Origin of the sequence: Citrobacter meridianamericanus, from assembly GCF_041320245.1 — a bacterium.
GTDB lineage: Bacteria > Pseudomonadota > Gammaproteobacteria > Enterobacterales > Enterobacteriaceae > Citrobacter > Citrobacter meridianamericanus.
In genome coordinates this window covers 5,266,535-5,284,484 of the sequence record NZ_CP101036.1, presented here as the reverse complement: position 1 = coordinate 5,284,484, position 17,950 = coordinate 5,266,535, and the positions used below count along the sequence as shown (strand labels likewise).

At 51.2% G+C, this 17,950-nt stretch carries 17 protein-coding genes; 3 read left to right on the top strand and 14 right to left on the bottom strand.

Features of this window, described 5'->3' with window-relative positions:
* Positions 1-3: 3 nt before the first annotated feature.
* The 12 genes from atpD to asnC form a co-directional block, all read right to left on the bottom strand.
* Positions 4-1,386, bottom strand: a complete 1,383-nt coding sequence (gene atpD, locus NMD08_RS25630) for a F0F1 ATP synthase subunit beta (protein ID WP_003023806.1) — start codon at positions 1,384-1,386, stop codon at positions 4-6.
* 26 nt (positions 1,387-1,412) lie between these two features.
* Positions 1,413-2,276 carry a F0F1 ATP synthase subunit gamma gene (atpG, locus tag NMD08_RS25625; RefSeq protein ID WP_003023804.1) on the bottom strand — a complete coding sequence of 288 codons (864 nt, stop codon included), beginning with the start codon at positions 2,274-2,276 and terminating at the stop codon, positions 1,413-1,415.
* Positions 2,277-2,326: 50 nt separating this feature from the next.
* The gene (gene atpA / locus NMD08_RS25620) at positions 2,327-3,868 is read right to left on the bottom strand and encodes a F0F1 ATP synthase subunit alpha (protein ID WP_003023802.1); all 1,542 of its coding nucleotides are present in this window, start codon (positions 3,866-3,868) and stop codon (positions 2,327-2,329) included.
* 12 nt (positions 3,869-3,880) lie between these two features.
* On the bottom strand, positions 3,881-4,414 hold the full coding sequence (gene atpH / locus NMD08_RS25615; protein WP_151217177.1) for a F0F1 ATP synthase subunit delta: 534 nt from the start codon (positions 4,412-4,414) through the stop codon (positions 3,881-3,883).
* A 14-nt stretch (positions 4,415-4,428) separates the two neighbouring features.
* Complete coding sequence (gene atpF, locus NMD08_RS25610; RefSeq protein WP_003827022.1) at positions 4,429-4,899, bottom strand: F0F1 ATP synthase subunit B; 471 nt, start codon at positions 4,897-4,899, stop codon at positions 4,429-4,431.
* 59 nt (positions 4,900-4,958) lie between these two features.
* Positions 4,959-5,198, bottom strand: a complete 240-nt coding sequence (atpE, locus tag NMD08_RS25605) for a F0F1 ATP synthase subunit C (RefSeq protein WP_003023794.1) — start codon at positions 5,196-5,198, stop codon at positions 4,959-4,961.
* A 46-nt stretch (positions 5,199-5,244) separates the two neighbouring features.
* Entirely contained in the window at positions 5,245-6,060 is an 816-nt protein-coding gene (atpB, locus tag NMD08_RS25600) for a F0F1 ATP synthase subunit A (protein ID WP_151217179.1), read from the bottom strand.
* Positions 6,061-6,067: 7 nt separating this feature from the next.
* Positions 6,068-6,448 (bottom strand): F0F1 ATP synthase subunit I, encoded by a 381-nt coding sequence (gene atpI, locus NMD08_RS25595; protein WP_151217181.1) that lies wholly within the window; start codon positions 6,446-6,448, stop codon positions 6,068-6,070.
* 613 nt (positions 6,449-7,061) lie between these two features.
* Positions 7,062-7,685 carry a 16S rRNA (guanine(527)-N(7))-methyltransferase RsmG gene (gene rsmG / locus NMD08_RS25590; RefSeq protein ID WP_151217183.1) on the bottom strand — a complete coding sequence of 208 codons (624 nt, stop codon included), beginning with the start codon at positions 7,683-7,685 and terminating at the stop codon, positions 7,062-7,064.
* Positions 7,686-7,786: 101 nt separating this feature from the next.
* Positions 7,787-9,676, bottom strand: a complete 1,890-nt coding sequence (mnmG, locus tag NMD08_RS25585; RefSeq protein WP_151217185.1) for a tRNA uridine-5-carboxymethylaminomethyl(34) synthesis enzyme MnmG — start codon at positions 9,674-9,676, stop codon at positions 7,787-7,789.
* A 372-nt stretch (positions 9,677-10,048) separates the two neighbouring features.
* Positions 10,049-10,498 carry an FMN-binding protein MioC gene (gene mioC, locus NMD08_RS25580; RefSeq protein WP_370619272.1) on the bottom strand — a complete coding sequence of 150 codons (450 nt, stop codon included), beginning with the start codon at positions 10,496-10,498 and terminating at the stop codon, positions 10,049-10,051.
* 88 nt (positions 10,499-10,586) lie between these two features.
* A complete protein-coding gene (gene asnC / locus NMD08_RS25575) occupies positions 10,587-11,045 on the bottom strand; it encodes a transcriptional regulator AsnC (protein WP_003023780.1) in 459 nt (152 codons plus the stop codon).
* A 151-nt stretch (positions 11,046-11,196) separates the two neighbouring features.
* Here asnC and asnA point away from each other — a divergent pair, with 151 nt between their 5' ends.
* Positions 11,197-12,189 carry an aspartate--ammonia ligase gene (gene asnA / locus NMD08_RS25570; protein WP_151217189.1) on the top strand — a complete coding sequence of 331 codons (993 nt, stop codon included), beginning with the start codon at positions 11,197-11,199 and terminating at the stop codon, positions 12,187-12,189.
* 3 nt (positions 12,190-12,192) lie between these two features.
* Here the strand turns inward: asnA and viaA are convergent, their stop codons facing one another.
* Both viaA and ravA read right to left on the bottom strand, forming a co-directional pair.
* Positions 12,193-13,644 (bottom strand): ATPase RavA stimulator ViaA, encoded by a 1,452-nt coding sequence (gene viaA, locus NMD08_RS25565; protein WP_187259930.1) that lies wholly within the window; start codon positions 13,642-13,644, stop codon positions 12,193-12,195.
* Positions 13,638-15,134: an ATPase RavA gene (ravA, locus tag NMD08_RS25560; RefSeq protein ID WP_286539530.1), complete on the bottom strand. Its 1,497-nt coding sequence runs from the start codon at positions 15,132-15,134 to the stop codon at positions 13,638-13,640. The genes viaA and ravA overlap by 7 nt, the downstream gene beginning before the upstream one ends.
* A gap of 328 nt (positions 15,135-15,462) precedes the next feature.
* Between ravA and kup the strand changes: the two genes are divergently transcribed.
* Both kup and rbsD read left to right on the top strand, forming a co-directional pair.
* Positions 15,463-17,331 (top strand): low affinity potassium transporter Kup, encoded by a 1,869-nt coding sequence (kup, locus tag NMD08_RS25555; RefSeq protein WP_151217194.1) that lies wholly within the window; start codon positions 15,463-15,465, stop codon positions 17,329-17,331.
* 192 nt (positions 17,332-17,523) lie between these two features.
* Entirely contained in the window at positions 17,524-17,943 is a 420-nt protein-coding gene (gene rbsD / locus NMD08_RS25550; protein WP_151217196.1) for a D-ribose pyranase, read from the top strand.
* The last annotated feature ends 7 nt before the right edge of the window (positions 17,944-17,950 follow it).

Below are 17,950 nucleotides of genomic sequence, written 5' to 3'. Positions count from 1 at the left end.
GCGTTAAAGTTTTTTGGCTTTTTCCACGGCTTCGTCGATAGAACCAACCATGTAGAACGCCTGCTCTGGCAGGTGGTCGTATTCGCCTTCCATGATGCCTTTAAAGCCACGGATGGTGTCTTTCAGGGAAACGTATTTGCCCGGAGAACCGGTGAATACTTCCGCAACGAAGAACGGCTGGGACAGGAAGCGCTGAATTTTACGCGCACGTGCTACCACCAGTTTATCTTCTTCAGACAGTTCATCCATACCCAGGATGGCGATAATGTCTTTCAGTTCCTGATAACGCTGCAGCAGGGACTGTACGCCACGCGCGGTGTCGTAGTGTTCCTGACCAACAACCAGCGGATCCAGCTGACGGCTGGTGGAATCCAGCGGGTCAACTGCCGGGTAGATACCCAGAGATGCGATCTGACGGCTCAGTACCACGGTTGCATCCAAGTGAGCAAAGGTGGTTGCTGGGGATGGGTCAGTCAAGTCATCCGCTGGTACGTATACCGCCTGAACGGAGGTGATAGAACCGGTTTTGGTGGAGGTGATACGTTCCTGCAGAACACCCATCTCTTCCGCCAGGGTCGGCTGGTAGCCTACCGCTGATGGCATACGACCCAGCAGTGCAGATACTTCTGTACCGGCCAGGGTATAACGATAGATGTTATCAACGAACAGCAGAACGTCACGACCTTCGTCACGGAACTTCTCAGCCATGGTCAGACCGGTCAGCGCAACACGCAGACGGTTTCCCGGCGGCTCGTTCATCTGGCCATATACCAGAGATACTTTATCCAGAACGTTGGAGTCGGTCATTTCGTGGTAGAAGTCGTTACCCTCACGAGTACGTTCACCTACGCCCGCAAACACAGAGTAACCGGAGTGTTCGATCGCGATGTTACGGATCAGCTCCATCATGTTTACGGTTTTACCTACACCCGCACCACCGAACAGACCAACTTTACCGCCCTTAGCGAACGGACACATCAGGTCGATAACTTTGATACCAGTTTCCAGCAGTTCCTGAGAGCTTGACAGCTCTTCGTAGGAAGGTGCCGCGCGGTGGATAGCCCAACGCTCTTCTTCACCGATATCGCCTTTCATGTCGATCGGATGCCCCAGGACGTTCATGATACGACCCAGAGTTGCTTTACCTACCGGGACTTCGATCGGGTGCTCGAGGTCTTTAACTTCCAGACCACGACGCAGACCGTCGGAAGAACCCATAGCGATGGTACGCACGATACCGCCGCCGAGCTGCTGCTGAACTTCCAGCACCAGGCTCTCTTTACCATTCATAACCTCAAGAGCATCGTACACGCGCGGTACGGCATCCTGAGGGAATTCGACGTCAACCACGGCGCCGATTACCTGGACAATTTTTCCAGTAGCCATCTTGAATCCTCTACGAATTAACCTGGTTATACCGCGGATGCACCACCGACGATTTCGGTGAGTTCCTGAGTAATGCTGGCCTGACGAGCTTTGTTGTATACCAACTGCAGCTCTTTAATCAGGCTGCCGCCATTGTCGGTCGCGGCTTTCATCGCCACCATACGTGCGGCCTGCTCGCTGGCCAGGTTTTCTACCACGCCCTGATAAACCTGAGACTCGACATAACGACGCAGCAGGGTATCCAGCAGCGCTTTCGGGTCTGGCTCATACAGGTAATCCCAGGATTTACGCTTCAACTCATCATCATCTGATGCCGGCAGAGGCAGCAGCTGCGTGATGGTTGGCGTCTGAGACATGGTGTTAATAAATTTGTTGCTGACAACGTACAGTCTGTCCAGGCGACCTTCATCGTAGGCCTGCAGCATCACTTTAACCGGACCGATCAGTTCCGACAGGGAAGGGTTATCTCCCATACCGGTTACCTGAGCAATCACATTACCGCCAACGGAATTAAAGAAAGACACGCCCTTAGAGCCGATCATTGCGATATCGCACTGAACGCCTTTATCGGACCATGTTTTCATATCCGCCAGCAGCTTTTTGAACAGGTTAATGTTCAAGCCACCGCACAGACCACGGTCGGTCGACACCACCAGGTAGCCCACGCGTTTAACGTCGCGTTCTTCCAGGTAAGGGTGCTTATATTCCAGATTACCATTCGCAAGGTGACCAATCACTTTGCGCATGGTCTCTGCATAAGGACGGCTGGCCGCCATGCGATCCTGCGATTTACGCATTTTGGAAGCGGCGACCATCTCCATCGCTTTAGTGATCTTCTGCGTGTTCTGGACGCTTGCGATCTTACTACGTATCTCTTTTGCGCCGGCCATGAGCTTCTCCTCAATGCCTTGCGGTCCGCCCTAAAGCAGACCGCCAGACGTTACCAGGACTGGGTTGCCTTGAAGGAATCGAGGATAGCTTTCAGCTTGCCTTCGATTTCATCGTTATAGCCACCGGACTGGTTGATCTCTTGCATCAGCGGAGCGTGGTCACGGTCAACATAAGCCAGCAGAGCGGCTTCGAAGCTACCGATTTTCGCCAGTTCCACATCTTCGAGGTAACCGCGTTCAGCCGCGAACAGCACCACACCCTGCTGTGCAACAGACATTGGGGCATACTGTTTCTGCTTCAGCAGTTCAGTTACTTTCTGACCGTGGCTCAGCTGCTTACGCGTAGCTTCATCCAGGTCGGAAGCGAACTGAGAAAACGCTGCCAGTTCACGATACTGCGCCAGTGCGGTACGAATACCACCGGACAGTTTCTTGATGATCTTGGTCTGCGCTGCGCCACCTACACGAGATACGGAAATACCCGGGTTAACTGCCGGACGAATACCGGAGTTAAACAGGTTAGTTTCCAGGAAGATCTGACCATCGGTAATGGAAATTACGTTGGTCGGAACGAACGCAGAAACGTCACCCGCCTGGGTTTCGATAATCGGCAGAGCGGTCAGGGAGCCGGTTTTACCCTTAACTTCACCATTGGTGAACTTCTCAACGTATTCCGCGTTAACGCGGGATGCGCGTTCCAGCAGACGGGAGTGGAGGTAAAATACGTCGCCCGGGAATGCTTCACGTCCTGGCGGACGACGGAGCAGCAGGGAAACCTGACGGTAAGCCACAGCCTGTTTAGACAGGTCATCGTAAACGATCAGCGCATCTTCGCCGCGGTCACGGAAGTATTCGCCCATTGCGCAACCGGCATATGGTGCCAGGTATTGCAGTGCAGCGGATTCAGACGCGGTCGCCACAACAACGATGGTGTTGGACAGTGCGCCGTGTTCTTCCAGTTTACGCACCACGTTAGAAATGGTGGACGCTTTCTGGCCGATAGCCACGTACACACATTTAATGCCGGAGTCACGTTGGTTGATGATGGCATCGATTGCCATTGCGGTTTTACCCGTCTGACGGTCACCGATGATCAGCTCACGCTGGCCACGACCGATTGGGATCATGGCATCAACAGATTTATAACCGGTCTGTACTGGCTGGTCGACGGACTGACGTTCGATTACGCCAGGTGCGATAACTTCGATTGGCGAGAAGCCATCGTTATCAACCGGACCTTTACCGTCAATCGGGGAACCCAGAGTGTTCACCACACGACCCAGCAGACCACGGCCAACCGGAACTTCCAGAATACGACCCGTACACTTAACCTTCATGCCTTCGGCGAGGTCAGCGTATGGACCCATCACAACTGCACCTACGGAGTCGCGCTCCAGGTTCAGTGCGATAGCGTAACGGTTACCCGGCAGGGAAATCATCTCACCCTGCATACAATCGGCCAGGCCGTGAATGCGGATAACACCGTCACTTACAGAAACAATAGTACCTTCGTTGTGAGCTTCGCTCACAACATTGAACTGAGCAATGCGCTGCTTGATCAGTTCGCTGATTTCGGTGGAATTCAGTTGCATGCTCCAGTCCCCTTAAGACTGCAAGACGTCTGCAAGGCGCTCAAGACGGCCGCGTACGCTGCCGTCAATGACCATATCACCCGCTCGGATGATTACGCCTGCCATTACAGACTTATCGATTTTGCAATTCAGCTTAACTTTGCGTGACAGACGTTTTTCCATCGCTGCACTAATCTTCGTAAGCTGTTCATCACTCAGTGCATTGGCAGAAGTGACTTCTACCTCAGAGATAGCCTCACTGGCTGCACGCAGGTGAATAAACTGCTCAAGAACATCCGGGAGCGCATTCAGACGGTTATTTTCAGCCATTACCTTAATCAGGTTTTGGCCGCTTTCGTCCAACTGCTCACCGCACACGGCGATAAACGACTCAGCGAGCGTTTCCGGCGCCAGCGCGCCAGAAAGAAGCTCTGCCATTTGTTCGTTTTTTGTCACCTCAGCGGCAAACGTCAGCATATCCTGCCAACGGTCAACGCTTTGGTGCTCAACGGCAAAGTCAAAAGCTGCTTTGGCGTAGGGGCGAGCTACCGTAATAAATTCAGACATCAGCCCCTCCCTCCTTACAGTTCAGCGACAAGTTTGTCCACGATGTCGCTATTAGCAGCTTCATCCACGGAACGTTCGATGATCTTCTCGGCGCCAGCAACAGCCAGGATAGCAACTTGCTTACGCAGCTCTTCGCGAGCACGTTTACGCTCGGCGTCAATTTCCGCCTGCGCCTGTGCCACGATTTTAGTACGTTCCTGCTCTGCTTCAGTTTTAGCTTCGTCCAGGATCTGAGCGCGGCGTTTGTTCGCCTGCTCGATGATTACCTGAGCTTCCGCCTTCGCTTTTTTCAGCTGGTCGGTCGCGCTGGCCTTTGCAAGGTCAAGATCCTTATGTGCTCGTTCTGCAGAAGCAAGGCCGTCAGCAATTTCTTTTTGACGTTTTTCGATGGCAGCCATTAACGGCGGCCATACGTACTTCATGCAGAACAGAACGAACAGGACAAACGCGATGGCCTGGCCGAGGATTGTTGCGTTAAGATTCACAGCACAATGCCTCTATCTAGTTAACGTTCTGATATTGCTCTTAATTCAAGCAACGCTTACTACGCGACAGCAAACATCACGTACAGACCCAGACCTACAGCGATCATTGGGATTGCATCCACCAGACCCATAACGATAAAGAACTGAGTACGCAGCAGAGGAATCAGATCCGGTTGACGCGCTGCGCCTTCCAGGAATTTACCCCCGAGGATGCCGATACCGATCGCAGCACCGATTGCCGCCAGACCCATCATCACAGCGGCAGCAATGTACAGCAGATCCATATTCAGGTTTTCCATGACAGTCTCCAGTTTGTTTCAGTTAAAACGTAGTAGTGTTGGTAAATTAATGCTCTTCAGATGCCATCGACAGATAGACAATCGTCAGAACCATAAATATGAAGGCTTGCAGCGTGATAATCAGTATGTGGAAAATGGCCCACGGCACATTCAGGATCCACTGTGACCACCACGGCAACAGACCAGCAATCAGAATGAAAATCAGCTCACCAGCGTACATGTTACCGAACAGTCGCAGACCAAGTGAGATTGGTTTGGACAGCAGGCTTACCCCTTCAAGGATTAAGTTGATAGGGATGAACGCCCAGTGATTGAACGGCTGCAGCGTCAACTCTTTCGCGAAGCCACCGATGCCTTTCATTTTGATGCTGTAGAACAGAATGAGGATAAATACGCCCAGCGCCATCGACAGGGTGATGTTCACGTCAGCAGACGGAACCACACGCAGAGCCGGCAGGCCAAAGATATGCTCACCGATGTACGGCAGCAGGTCGATAGGCAGTAAATCCATAAAGTTCATCAGGAATACCCAGACGAAAATCGTCAGGGCCAGCGGAGCAATCAGCTTGCTTTTGCCATGGTACATGTCTTTCACGCTACCATTCACAAAGCCGATTACCAGCTCAATCGCGGTCTGAAATTTACCTGGTACGCCGCTGGTCGCCTTTTTGGCCACGCTACGGAACATAAGCAGGAACAACAGACCCAGAACCACCGAGAAGAAAATGGAGTCAATATTGAGCGTCCAGAAGGTGGCTGGGGGGTTGTGCGGATCCACCAGCGAGAATGTACGTAGGTCCAACTGAAGGTTATTCAGATGGTGTCCTATGTAATCCTGCGGCGTCATATTTTCTGAAGCCATGATGCCTTTACCCTTTGTTGTTAATTACAGCCGGCGCCAGTATCTGAACCACCAGCACCAAAACCCACGTAACGATCAGCGGCATGAATACCGCTTTCAAAACAGCCAACGCCACCACCAGCAAAACCAGCATCGCTAACACCTTGAAGGCTTCGCCAAAAGCGAACGTCCAGGCTACTCGACCTTTAGCTGGTGTATGCGCCTGGTGACGCCAGGCAAATATCATAAACAACACATTAGGCAGTAACACTGCCAATCCACCGCACAACGCGGAGATGCCCCAGAAAGGGTCTTTGAGGCTAAACAGCAGTCCACTTGCTGTTACCGCCAGAAACTGTGTGAGCAAAAGCTTACGAGCAACGTTTCGACTCAAGAGCGACATAGACATCACGTTTTTACTCCTGCTCCCTTCGAGGTATGCCGCGTGTCGTATAAAACGTTCTTTATGGCTTAGAGTCAAGCATCAAAAAGCGGTCAAATTATACGGTGCGGCTTCTCGATTTCAAACAATAAGTAGCTAAAAAGTGAATAAATGTTTAAATATTTTTCGCTACCCCACATTTATCACTTTTATGCAAACAGTGAACGATCATGCAAAACTGCAAAAGCCGCGTAAATACTGGCTGCAAAGCGTGCACCAGATCACATATTAAGCATATTCGCCCCGACACTATTTATTTACTTGGCAAATGATGCCATTTCAACTTTTTGATATTTAAGCCTAAAATTCGTTACTGTTTTAAAAATAGCGAATAACAACAAAAAAACCACCCATTGACATTTATAATAAAAAATTAACACGAACGGTGATTCTTTGAATCTATTTTTAGCAGGCTGATATTTTCATAGCTGACTTGTTTCGCTTTTAACAAAAAACGCTACGTTATAGTTATGATGCAAAACCGTAAGACACTAGTGAAATGTAACGACATTTAACCACACTATTCCCTATGACTTTTAACACCTGAAGAGCCGTTTTTTTCTATTTTTTTTGATAAAAATTAAATTTTGTTTGGTTTAATAACCACCAGATGACGTTCACCATCCAGTTGCGGAACGCGTAATTTTTCGACCGACTCGACGCTGAATTCTGCAGGCAACGAGGCTATTTCATCTTCAGGTAACTGCCCTTTTAGCGCATAAAAACGCCCATCCTGACCTGGTAAATGATGGCACCAGCTCACCATATCATTAAGTGACGCAAAAGCACGGCTAATCACCCCATCAAACGGCGGCTCTGAAGGGAATTCTTCAACGCGACTTTGCACAGGAGTGATGTTAGTAAGCGCAAGCTCATGCTGCACCTGACGCAAGAAACGAACGCGTTTTCCCAGACTATCCAGCAGTGTGAAATGCGCTTCAGGACGCACGATGGAGAGAGGGATCCCCGGTAGGCCCGGCCCAGTACCGACATCGATAAAACGCTCGCCCTTCAGGTACGGCGCGACGACAATGCTGTCCAGAATATGGCGCACCAGCATTTCGTTGGGATCCCGCACCGACGTCAGGTTGTACGCTTTGTTCCATTTATGCAGCATATCGACATACGCAATCAGCTGATTTTTCTGGTGATCGGTAAGAGAAATACCGGCATCAGCCAGCAGACGAGAGAGTTTGTTGAGCACGGTCGTTACCTGTATATAATCTATTGCCCGACGCGCTGTCGCTTATCGGGCCGACAAATTTGTAGGGCGGGCAAACGAAGCGCTCCCGCCAAAAAGTGATATCAAGCGCTGCGACGCAGCATACCTTGTTTTTTCAGCCATACCAGCAGAATGGAGATGGCGGCAGGTGTTACGCCGGAAATACGCGATGCCTGGCCGATCGATACCGGTTTGTGATCGTTCAGTTTGGCAATGACTTCATTCGACAAGCCTGAGACCTGACGATAATCCAGCGTTGCAGGCAACAGGGTGTTCTCATTACGCTGTTGTCTTTCGATCTCTTCCTGCTGACGGGCGATATATCCTTCGTATTTCACCTGAATTTCAACTTGTTCCGCGGCCTGAGCATCGTTAAGCGCAGGTGCGAACGCAGATAAAGAGGTCAACTGGGCATAGGTCATATCCGGGCGACGCAGCAAATCTTCACCGCTGGCTTCACGTGACAAAGGCGTAGCCAGGTGAGCATTCACTTCTGCTGCAGACTCCGCTAACGGGTTAACCCAGGTTGATTTGAGACGCTGGCGTTCTTGTTCGATGCGCTCCAGTTTCTCGTTGAAGCGAGCCCAGCGCTCATCGTCCACCAGTCCCAGCTCACGGCCAATTTCGGTCAGACGCAGATCGGCGTTATCTTCGCGTAGCATCAAACGGTATTCAGCGCGTGAGGTGAACATACGGTACGGTTCTTTCGTACCCAGCGTACACAGATCGTCCACCAGTACACCCAGATAAGCCTGATCGCGACGCGGTGCCCAGCCGTCTTTGTCAGCAGACAAGCGTGCGGCGTTCAGACCTGCCAGCATCCCTTGCGCGGCAGCTTCTTCATAACCAGTCGTACCGTTGATCTGACCAGCAAAGAACAGACCCTGGATGAATTTGCTTTCCAGAGTAGGTTTAAGGTCGCGCGGATCGAAGAAATCGTACTCAATAGCGTAGCCGGGACGAACGATTCTGGCATTTTCCATTCCCTGCATAGAACGGACAATTTGCATCTGCACATCGAACGGCAGGCTGGTGGAGATGCCATTCGGGTAAATTTCATTAGACGTCAGTCCTTCCGGCTCAAGGAAGATCTGATGCTGGTTACGATCGGCAAAGCGCATCACTTTGTCTTCGATCGACGGGCAATAACGTGGGCCGATACCTTCGATCACGCCTGCGTACATCGGGCTACGATCGAGGTTATTGCGGATCACGTCATGGGTTTTTTCATTGGTATGCGTGATGTAGCACGGCATCTGGCGCGGATGCTGAGAGGCATCGCCCAAAAACGAGAAGACCGGCATCGGGTTATCGCTGTTCTGCTGACCGAGTACGCTGAAATCAATCGTGCGCGCATCGATACGCGGCGGCGTACCGGTCTTCAGGCGGCTGACGCGCAGCGGCAGTTCACGCAGACGGCGTGACAGTGGAATAGACGGCGGATCGCCGGCACGGCCACCGCTGTAGTTATCCAGACCAATATGAATTTTGCCGTCAAGGAAAGTCCCCACGGTTAACACGACCGCTTTGGCACGGAACTTCAGACCCATTTGGGTCACTGCGCCCACAACACGATCATTTTCAACAATCAGATCTTCAACCGCCTGTTGGAAGATCATCAGGTTGGGTTGATTCTCCAGTGCGGTACGTACAGCCTGGCGATAGAGCACACGATCGGCCTGAGCGCGAGTAGCTCGAACGGCAGGCCCTTTGCTGGCGTTTAGTATCCTAAACTGAATGCCTGCATGGTCGATCGCTTTTGCCATCAACCCACCAAGCGCATCCACTTCTTTTACCAGGTGTCCCTTCCCAATACCGCCGATCGCCGGGTTGCAGCTCATTTGCCCCAGAGTGTCGATATTGTGTGTCAAAAGCAGGGTCTGTTGGCCCATTCGCGCCGCGGCCATCGCGGCCTCAGTGCCTGCATGACCCCCGCCAATGATGATGACGTCAAAAGGATCCTGATAAAACATGGTAATTGCCTCGCATAACGCGGTGTGAAAATGGATTGAAGCCCGGGCCGTGGATTCTACTCAACTTTAGTCGATGGAGAAAGACCTGGGATCCTGGGTATTAAAAAGAAGATCTTTTTATTTAGAGATCTGTTTTATTGTGATCTCTTATTAGGATCGCGACTTTCTGTGGATAAGGGCGATCCTTTGAATAAGATCAACAGGTTGTTGAGGATCATTAGCTGTGAATGATCGGTGATCCTGGTCCGTATAAGCTGGGATCAGAATGAAGGGTTATACACAACTCAAAAACTGAACAACGGTTGTTCTTGGGATAACTACCGGTTGATCCAAGCTTTTAACCAGAGTTATCCACATAAAAAAGTACGATCTTTACAAATCTCTGAGCAATGGATGCCAGGATCCCAGCCAAATTTCAGCCGGATCTTCCGGAATTTCATGTTCCAGTACGTTGATCCTGAGCGTTTCGCCTACCTGTTTTGCCCCACAGGCTTTCAGTTCGGCTTCCAGCTTGTCGATTGCGCCGCAAAAAGTGTCATATTCACGACTGCCGATCCCGATTGCGCCAAAGTACACTTGTGACAAGTCCAGTTTCTGCTCGCGTAAGGCATCATATAAAGGCTGCAGGTTGTCAGGAATGTCTCCTGCTCCGTGTGTGGAGCTAATCATCAGCCAGATTCCGTCAGTCGGGACCTCTTCAGGCATTGGTCCATGCAGTATTTCGCTGGAAAAACCAGCCTCGTCCAGCTGTTCAGCCAGATGCTCTGCTACATATTCCGCACTGCCAAGCGTGCTGCCGCTGATAAGAGTGATGTCTGCCATTGATCGCCCACCTTTATAAAGAGGGCGTATTGTACGCTGTGAGCGAGCTGGGATCTACCTGTGGAAAAATGGGGGATTAAAAAAACGATCATGGCTTGATGGTGCGCATGATCGGGTTCTGCAGGACGATCAGGGTTTCAGTGGACTGAATTTCGTCAATTGTTTGGATCTTGTTGATAAGTACCTGCTGCAACGCATCGATCGATTTGCACATTACCTTAATAAAGATGCTGTAGTGCCCGGTGGTGTAATATGCTTCGGTCACTTCATCGAGGCTTTCCAGTCTGGCCAGCGCCGACGGATAGTCTTTCGCACTTTTCAGGATGATGCCGATAAAGCAGCCAACGTCATAGCCCAACTGTTTGGGACTGACATCAATTCGCGCGCCGGTAATGATCCCAGCCTGCTTCATCTTTTCTACACGAACGTGAATTGTCCCCGGGCTGACGCCGAACTGTTTGGCTAATTCAGCGTACGCGGTGCGGGCATTTTCCATCAGGGCGTCAAGAATGCCGCGGTCCAGATTGTCGATCTGATAATTTTCCATAGGTTTTTCTTATATAGATTAATGATTCATTCTATTTTAGCCGCTATTTTTAACGAATCAAAATCGAAGTCGGCTTTTTGTTTATTGATTATTGAATATTACCTCCATTCTGTTGCTTAATCATAGGCAACAGGACACAGGAGTACACATAATGAAAACCGCTTACATTGCCAAACAACGTCAAATTAGCTTCGTAAAATCTCATTTTTCTCGTCAGCTGGAAGAGCGTTTAGGCCTGATTGAAGTTCAGGCACCGATCCTCAGCCGCGTAGGAGATGGCACGCAGGATAACTTGTCGGGCTGTGAAAAAGCGGTGCAGGTGAAGGTTAAAGCATTGCCGGACGCTCAATTCGAAGTGGTTCATTCCCTGGCGAAGTGGAAGCGTCAAACGTTAGGACAACATGACTTTAGCGCAGGCGAAGGGCTGTACACGCACATGAAAGCCCTGCGTCCCGATGAAGATCGCCTCTCCCCGCTGCACTCAGTGTATGTTGACCAGTGGGACTGGGAGCGCGTGATGGGCGACGGCGAGCGTCAATTTTCTACTCTGAAAAGCACGGTAGAGGCTATCTGGGCAGGAATTAAGGCTACCGAAGCTGCGGTTAGCAAAGAGTTTGGTCTGGCACCGTTCCTGCCAGAGCAGATCCACTTTGTTCATAGTCAGGAGCTGTTATCTCGTTATCCGGATCTTGATGCAAAAGGTCGTGAACGTGCGATCGCTAAAGAGTTGGGCGCGGTATTCCTGGTGGGGATCGGCGGCAAACTCAGTGATGGTCACCGCCATGATGTGCGTGCGCCGGATTATGATGACTGGAGTTCAGCGTCTGATCTGGGCCATGCCGGTTTGAACGGAGATATTCTGGTCTGGAACCCGGTACTGGAAGATGCGTTTGAGCTGTCCTCTATGGGGATTCGTGTGGATGCTGACGCTCTGAAACACCAGTTGTCTTTGACCGGTGATGAAGATCGCCTGAGTCTGGAATGGCACCAGGCGCTGCTGCGCGGTGAAATGCCGCAGACGATTGGTGGAGGGATTGGGCAGTCGCGTTTGACCATGCTGTTGCTACAATTACCGCACATTGGTCAGGTTCAGTGTGGCGTATGGCCGGCTCAGGTACGTGAAAGCGTCGCTTCTCTGCTGTAAGAATTAACGCCGCCAGCGTCTGAGCAGGCGACTTCGCATCCCGGTATCAAAGCGCCAGATATGATCGAAAATGCGCATGATGCCGGGTTTTCCGTGTGCTGACATCGCCACTGCATGAAAACGATGCTGGTGAACTCGCTGCAATTCACCCACTTTATTGACGACCTCATCGGGTAATCGCTGAGCGATAAAATCTGAGATCACCACCGCATCGGCATCAAACCATTCCCGACCCTGCATGCGCTCAATAATGGCGCGAAAACAGCTGGCGATATCTGTACCGCCGCGAAAGCGCTGACTTAAAAAACGGATCGCCTGTTCGATACCCTCCGGACCGGACAGCTCATAGCGCACCACTTCTGTTGAAAACAGCATAATGAAACAGCGCCGGTTATCGGCAAGAGCGACGCGCATTAGCGCCAGGCAAAAGGCTTTCGCACATTGCTCATTAAATCCGCCCATCGATCCCGAGGTATCGACGCAGACGATAAAAGGCCCGCGCGGCTGCTCGTCAAAATCCTGATGCACCACAGGCCGTTCCGTGACTTTTTCACGCCACGCTTCGCCGTGCAGGCGATAGGTCAGCAGTTGTTTTTCCACCAGCCGACGGTAGAACTCGTATTCCAGTTCGGTAATGCCCAGCGTCGCCAGTTCAGGCGGCAGCAGGCGCAGGATATCGTCGCTTTGCTGGATGCCATCCACTTGCTCCGGTACGGTTGCCGGTTCGCGCACCAGCGTACGGAAGGTTTCCATTGGCGCATCTTTACGCGGCACGGATTTCGCTTCTCTGGAACGACCTAATTGCTCAGCCAGACGCTGGAGTTCAGGTTGTTGCGTCAGAAATTCGCCGTATTTCACCATCAGCTGATAATCACCGCGCTTGATTTGACCAGCGCTCATATCCCACAACCGACCCGCGGCGTTGTCATTTTCTGCCAGGACGGGTTCCAGTTGCCCGCTGAGAGTCATCCGCTCCTGTACTTCGCTGAGCAAATGTTCACGCTCTTCTTCCAGCAATTGTTGATTCAGCGTGGTGGTTTGCACTACCAGACTCAGGCGCCAGCGCTGGAGAAAAAGCGTATGCAGGGCGGGCGTAAACGTGTTGTTGTCATCGACTAACTGCTGCGCTTGTCCGGCCCACGGTGAATGGAGGCGGTGCAATAACGACAATATTTGCGGTAGCTGGACGATAAACTGTGCATGAGAGAGGAGCTGACTTTGTTGATAACAAATGACCTCTTCCGCCAACTCCGGCGGCACATGGGTATCTTTGAGCCGACTACGCAAAGATTCACGCCAGCGCGGTATATCTTCAGCGATCGCTTTTTTGAGGCGCGGGAATTTTTTAAAAAAAACCACCATCTTCGGAGAAGCCAGCAGGGCGACGATCATCTCTTCGATCATCGCCTCTTCGCTGACTGCCAGCATGATGTTGAGCGTATCAAGGGTTAGCATTGTTGCGCCTGGCGGATTTGCATCCCGACATCCTGTAGACTGGCTTCTATGCGGCCTAACCAGTCATTATGAATAAACAGGCACTTTTGTTGTTCGCTAAATGCGCTGTGCTGCTGGTGCCACTCGTTATCAAGCGCTTCAAGCTCTTGTTTTATCTCTGCAGGCATACTTTCTTGTGATGAACTTGGCAGCGCCAGACGAGATCCTTGCAAACTGACGTCGCGTACGACCAGGTGTTGTGCGCTATCCACTTCCATGTTCAGCGTCTGAGCAAAACCGATCCCGTTTAATTTTCCGCGGATCTCACCGCCTTTGGTTAGCCACAGTTCCAGTGCGCTACGATCAAAAGCAATATGGATGACTTCCATGTCATGCAGCTTCAGGGGCTTTTGCAGCAGTAATGTCAGGATTGAGGATGTGGCTTCCGGCGGTAAATCATAATGAGGACGACGGCTGAACATGCCGCCCTGACGGATCACCGTGAACGCAGTTTTATCGCTTTGCTGCTGCTGGAGCTGAATGCGACGTTGCACAATGCTGCCCAAACGCGTCAGCATAGCCTGCTGCTGCCAGGCGTGCCCGGTCATCAATATTTCCAGCTGCTGCTGCATCAGATTCAGGCTTTGTGCGTCGTACCACAGGCAATCTTTCAACAGGATGAGGTCAATAGGGACGACCGCATCACGTCCGCTAAAGAAGGCGCTGGCCTGGAGCAAGCGAATGGCTTTTTTCCAGCGACGATCGGACACGTACGGGGCATTCGGTAGCGTGTCCAGCTGCTGACGTAGGGTGAAAATAAGCTCAAACACGCGATCGGGAAGCTTGATGGCGCCAATGTCTTTTTGCCACTGGTAATACTCTTCATCCGTCACCTGTAATGACGCCGGGACCGGGTTGTCGCTTTCATCTTGCTGACTTAGCAGCATTGAGCGGAAGTTGGCTTTGTCCTGAACTTTATCCAGCCACAGGCGTATCAGCATACGGTCATACAGCGCTTCCAGGCTGCTGTCTGCTTCTGGCAGTTCGTTGGAGGCTGCCACCAGCAGGCGCATCGGGATTTTCTCTTCATGCGCGCCGTTGCGGAAGTGGCGTTCGTTAATGGCGGTCAGCAGGGTGTTAAGAATCGCCGGGCCCGCCTTCCAGATTTCATCAAGAAAGACGATTTCAGCTTCAGGAAGATAGCCTGCCGTTAAGCGTTCATAGCGACCTTCGTCTTTAAGCGCCTGAATGGACAGTGGGCCGAAGACCTCTTCTGGCGTAGAGAAGCGCGTCATCAGGTATTCGAAAGCGCGCGCATTTTGAAAAGCAAACTTCAGTCGGCGGGCAATTAAGCTTTTCGCTATCCCGGGAGGGCCTAATAAGAAAACGCTCTCGCCGCTGAGTGCAGCCAGCAGACACAGACGAATGGCGTGGCTACGTTCATAAAGTCCCTTTTCCAGCGCATTGCTCAGACGGGAAATTCTTTCCGCTAATAAATGTGGGTGAGCCATAATGAAGTGGCGTCCTTTCGCCAAATGTACTGCGTGAACTGCGAGTATAGATGCTCCACACCTGTACATTAATAGACTGAAGGTGCGCTAAGTTTTCTTTGAGCCAGATTAATCTGGTCACATTTAGGGGTACGATTTTATGATTAATCGTGCATACTGTGCGCCTTTTTGTGGGCCAAGGGACGACGCACACATTTCTTATATATACACCAAATCAATCAATCTACACCAAGGTGGCAATGGAGTTTTCTCCTGGGATGGGGAAATAACGAATGCAGCCCATACGGAGTGGCGTGAAAGATGAGGTGTATAAACGAAAGACGAGTCTATGAGCACTGATAATAAACAATCATTGTCTGCGATTACCCTTGCGGCCATTGGGGTTGTCTACGGTGATATTGGTACCAGCCCACTTTATACGCTTCGTGAATGTTTATCCGGCCAGTTTGGTTTTGGCGTTGAACGTGATGCAGTATTTGGCTTTCTCTCGCTGATTTTCTGGCTGTTGATCTTTGTTGTCTCTATTAAATACCTGACGTTTGTCATGCGCGCTGATAACGCCGGAGAAGGTGGGATCCTGACGCTGATGTCATTAGCCGGGCGCAATACCTCGGCGCGAACCACCTCCATGCTGGTGATTATGGGGTTGATTGGCGGCAGCTTCTTTTATGGAGAAGTGGTGATAACGCCTGCCATTTCGGTGATGTCGGCGATTGAAGGCCTGGAGATCATTGCCCCGCAACTGGATACCTGGATTGTTCCGCTCTCGATAATCGTACTGACCCTGCTGTTTTTGATTCAAAAACACGGTACCGGCATGGTCGGTAAGCTGTTTGCGCCGATTATGTTGCTGTGGTTCCTGACACTGGCGGTATTAGGCGTGCGAAGTATTATTGGCAATCCGGAAGTACTGCAGGCGCTAAATCCGTATTGGGCGGTGCATTTCTTTCTCGAATTCAAAACATTGTCCTTTATTGCGCTGGGGGCCGTGGTGTTGTCGATTACCGGTGTTGAAGCGCTGTATGCTGATATGGGCCACTTCGGTAAGTTGCCGATTCGTCTGGCCTGGTTCTCTGTCGTGTTGCCTTCGCTGGTACTGAACTATTTTGGTCAGGGGGCGTTACTGTTAAAGCATCCTGAGGCGATCAAAAACCCGTTCTTCCTGTTGGCGCCGGAGTGGGCGTTGATCCCGCTACTGATTCTCGCCGCGCTGGCGACGGTAATCGCTTCGCAGGCGGTTATCTCCGGCGTCTTCTCGCTGACGCGTCAGGCCGTACGTCTGGGATATTTATCGCCAATGCGTATTATCCATACCTCGGAAATGGAGTCGGGCCAGATCTACATTCCTTTCGTTAACTGGATGCTCTATTTTGCGGTGGTTATCGTGATTGTGAGCTTTGAACACTCCAGTAATCTGGCCGCGGCGTACGGGATTGCGGTAACGGGGACGATGGTACTGACGTCTATTCTGTCTACCACCGTGGCGCGTAAAAACTGGCACTGGAATAAATACTTTGTCTTCCTGATCCTGGTAGCGTTCTTATGCGTCGATGTTCCGCTGTTCTCCGCGAACCTCGATAAACTGATTTCCGGCGGTTGGCTGCCTTTGACGCTGGGTCTGGTGATGTTCACCATTATGACCACCTGGAAAAGCGAGCGTTTCCGTCTGCTGCGTCGCATGCATGAGCACGGCAACTCTCTGGAGGCGATGATTGCCTCGCTGGAGAAATCCCCACCAGTACGCGTGCCGGGAACGGCGGTATATATGTCCCGTGCGTTGAACGTCATCCCGTTTGCGCTTCTGCATAACCTAAAGCATAACAAGGTGTTGCACGAACGCGTGATTCTGCTGACGCTGCGTACTGAAGATGCACCCTATGTACACAACGTGCGTAGGGTGCAGATTGAGCAGTTATCGCCAACTTTCTGGCGCGTAGTGGCCAGCTACGGTTGGCGTGAAACACCGAACGTCGAGGAAGTGTTCCATCGCTGTGGTCTGGAAGGCTTAAGTTGTCGGATGATGGAAACCTCCTTCTTCATGTCGCACGAGTCGTTGATTGTTGGTAAGCGACCATGGTATTTGCGCCTGCGCGGCAAGTTGTATCTGCTGTTGCAGCGCAATGCGCTGCGTGCGCCAGACCAGTTTGAAATCCCACCAAACCGGGTTATCGAGCTCGGTACGCAGGTCGAGATTTAATCTCATCGACGCCCTCTTTCATCGCGAAAGGGGGCGTTTTGTTTTGTTCCTCCCAGTTTTCATTTCATCGAATGATAATCCTTGCGAAACGTTTCGATGGTGATCACATTTTCGTAACGTCGCGGTGGTTTTCTGTCCACTCTTCGAACTACACTTATTTTCAGCGAAACGTTTCGCTAGTGGGGAAAGAAAATGAAGAAAGGCACGGTACTCAACTCTGAAATTTCATCGGTGATCTCTCGTCTGGGACATACCGATACGCTGGTGGTGTGTGATGCAGGTTTACCCATCCCTAACAACACAACGCGTATTGATATGGCATTAACTCAGGGCGTACCTTCTTTTATGCAGGTATTGGATGTGGTTACTCGTGAAATGCAGGTCGAGGCGGCTATTCTCGCGTCGGAAATTAAACAACATAATCCGCAACTCCACGAAACGTTGCTCAGTCACATTGAGCAACTGCAACAACACCAGGGAAACACCATAGAAATTCGTTACACCACGCATGAACAATTCAAAAAACAAACCGCAGACAGTCAGGCGGTAATTCGCAGCGGAGAATGTTCTCCGTATGCGAATATCATTCTCTGTGCTGGCGTCACGTTCTGAGGCCATC